This is a genomic window from Nocardia alni (assembly GCF_019038435.1).
Taxonomy (GTDB): Bacteria; Actinomycetota; Actinomycetes; order Mycobacteriales; family Mycobacteriaceae; genus Nocardia; species Nocardia alni.
Genome location: NZ_JAGPOX010000287.1, coordinates 1 through 3,057, shown reverse-complemented (window position 1 = coordinate 3,057; position 3,057 = coordinate 1). Strand labels below are relative to the sequence as shown.

Annotated in this window: 3 protein-coding genes; 2 read left to right on the top strand and 1 reads right to left on the bottom strand. The window is 67.9% G+C overall.

Annotation, left to right across the window (positions count from 1 at the left end):
• The coding region (locus JZ791_RS43800) for a CoA transferase (protein WP_216903842.1) at window positions 1-1,266 on the top strand (1,266 nt) is incomplete at its 5' end.
• A 49-nt stretch (window positions 1,267-1,315) separates the two neighbouring features.
• Here JZ791_RS43800 and JZ791_RS45850 read toward each other — a convergent pair.
• The gene (locus JZ791_RS45850) at window positions 1,316-2,092 is read right to left on the bottom strand and encodes a TetR/AcrR family transcriptional regulator (protein WP_308163508.1); all 777 of its coding nucleotides are present in this window, start codon (window positions 2,090-2,092) and stop codon (window positions 1,316-1,318) included.
• A gap of 91 nt (window positions 2,093-2,183) precedes the next feature.
• Between JZ791_RS45850 and JZ791_RS43790 the strand changes: the two genes are divergently transcribed.
• Window positions 2,184-3,057: hypothetical protein (locus tag JZ791_RS43790; protein ID WP_216903840.1), on the top strand; the 874-nt coding region annotated here is incomplete at its 3' end.

Genomic DNA, 3,057 nt, shown 5'->3' with positions numbered 1-3,057 from the left:
GAGCTGGAGGACGCCGCCAACGAGCACAGGCGGCGGGGCGGGCCGGATCAGGATCTGCATGTGGATCTGCGGCAGGCGGTGCACGGCATCACCCCGCACGCGTTCTGGCATCCGACGCTCGCCGGCGAACTGCCGCCGTTCCCGTTGGTCGCGGACAATCCGTTCCTGCTGGCGCCGTACCGCACCGCCGAGGGGCGCACCGTCATGGCATCGGGGGTGTATCCGCATCTGGCCGCCAAATGGTGCCGATTCCTCGATGTGCCACCGGATTACGGCAAGGTGGCCGCCGCGTTCACCGGGCGCGAGGCATTCGAGCTGGAGGACGCCGCCAACGAGGTCGGGCTGCCGCTGTGCGTCGCGCGCACGCCGCAGGAGTGGCTGGCGCATCCGCAGGGCGCGCTGCTGGCGACCCAGCCGGTGATCGGACTGCACCGCATCGGTGACGCACCGGTACACGAATTCGGTCCGGCTACAAGGCCTTTGGATGGAATCCGGGTGCTGTCGTTCACGCACGCGATCGCCGGGCCGACAGTCGGGCGCACCCTGGCCGAGCAGGGCGCGGACGTGCTGTGCGTCACCCGGCCCAACGACTACGAACACGATTTCATCTACGCGGAGGCGAATGTCGGCTCCCGCAGCGCCTATGCCGACCTGACCACCGATACCGGCCGTGCACGCGCCGACCGGCTGCTGGCCGACGCCCATATCGTGGTCAACAACCATCGCGGCGACAAGCTCGAGAAGCTCGGCCTGGATCCGGCCGATCTGGCCGAGCGCTATCCGGGGATCATCGTCGTCTCGGTCACCTGCTACGGCTCCGAGGGGCCGTGGAGCGAACGCGGCGGCTTCGATATGAACGGCTCTGCCGCATCGGGCCTGATGACCCTCGAAGGCGGCGACGGTGACCCGAAGCTCCCGGTCACCGGCATGATCAACGACTTCATCACCGGCTATATGGGCGCCATCGGCGCCCTGGCCGCGTTGACCAAGCGCGCCACCGAGGGTGGTTCCTGGCACGTGACCGTCAACCTCACCCGCACCGCCATGTGGTACCAGACCCTCGGCCTGGTCGATCCGGAGCTGGCGGGCGTCGGCGATGAGCACACCCTGCGCGACCCCATCGCCTACGACGCCCCGAGCCCCCTCGGCGACGTCCACATGCTCGCCCCGCCGGTTCGTTTCTCCCACACCCCCGCCGCATGGCCGGACCCGCCGCTGGTGCCTCGCGGTTCCGGCAAGCCGGAGTGGCACAGCCTCGCGCGCTGACGTTTTCCCGCCGGGCTCGACGACCCCGCCGGGTCGAATCGTGCCCGGCCTATCCGGTACGCGTGACTTCGGCAGCGTTCAAGGCCGGCTCGAGTGGGGCGAGCGCGGTGCGGAGCAGGTCCGGCAGTGAGCCGGAGACGACTACGAGACCGCTTCCGCCTGGAGAGCCGGTTATCCAGTGCTCCAGCGCGACACGCACGGCCGCGGTCACGGCCGCGGCGAGGACGCGAGGCGTCAATTCGCTCGCCGAGGGTTCGCGTACCGTCACTTCGGCAGTGCCGGATTCGCGTGCCGTGACCTCGCGCTGAGCCGATGATTTATCCGTCGCGACATCGCCTCTCCCGACCTCGCGGGCGGCAGATTGGTCGACATCGCGAGCCGCGGATTCGCCTGTGCCACCGATCCGTTCGGCGATCACTGCGGACAATGGCAGTTCGATCGCGGCGGTCGTGTCGAGGAACGCCTGACGTAGTGCCGGATGGGTGGTAATCAACAGCAGGGCCTCACGAGCATGGTCACCCGGATCCGTGTACTGCTCGACGATCCCGGCGGTGACGGCCTCGGCCAGGCGGACATCGGACCTGGCAGCCACCGCCGCTCCCACCCGCTCCTGCCGCTCGGCGGTGACCGCGGCGACGATCGCCTGATCCCGGCTGGAGAAGTAGTTGTTGTAGGTGCGCGGCGAGACTCCGGCGGCCTGGGCGATGTCTTCGACGCGCACGTTGTCCGGCCCGCGTTCCAGAGCCAGCCGCAGGGCCGCGTCCCGCAGCGCCTCCCGGGTGGCCTGCTTCTTCCGCTCGCGCAATCCCGGATACCTCGTCGTCACGCGATCATCATGCCACCAACACTGCGTGCACGCAATATTGCGTGCACGCACTTTTGTCTCTACGGTGGGCACGAACGAAAGGAGTACGCAGATGCGTGCCAAGGGAATGACGTACGACACCGGCTTCATCCGCAACCGCCGGACCTCCCGTCCGGACTTCGATCCCGGCGTGGTCCGGCGAGAACTCGAAATCATCCGAGACGATCTGCACTGCAACGCCGTTCAGATCGTCGGCGGTGATCCGGACCGGCTGGAGACGGCCGCCCGCTGCGCCGCCGACCTCGGGCTGGAGGTCTGGTTCTCGCCCTATCCACTCGAACTCCCGGCCGAGGAGATCAACTCACTGTTCGCCGAGTGCGCGGAGCGAGCCGAACGACTTCGACGCGCCGGAGCCGAGGTCGTCTTCGTGGCAGGGGTCGAAATGTCGCTGATGAACCCGGGATTCATCGACGGCGACACTGTGCAGGAACGCCTGCACCGACTGTTCGCGCGGACCGAGGGGCGCGCGGAGTTGCTCGCCGAGGCCAGTACTCGGGTCAGCGAGTTCCTCGGTGCGGCGGCGGCACTGATCCGCGCACGCTTCGGGGGCCGGATCACCTACGCCTGCATACCGTTCGAGCAGATCGACTGGACGCCCTTCGATATCGTCTCGGTGGAGTTGATCCGCTCCGCCGAGGTGGCCGACCGATTCCGGGACGGCGTGCGCACCCTCGTAGCGCAAGGAAAACCGTTGGCGATCACCGGTTTCGGCACCGCCGCCTGGCGCGGTTCGGGCGATATCGCTCCCCGGAGCATGGAAATCGTCGAACTCGACCCCCGCACCGAGGAACCGATCCGCCTGAACGGCACCTACCTTCGCGACGAGACCGAACAGGCCTCCTACCTCGCCGAACTACTGGAAATCTTCGATTCCGAGGGCGTCGACAGCACGTTCGTATTCCTGTTCGCCCTGCACACCCACCCCC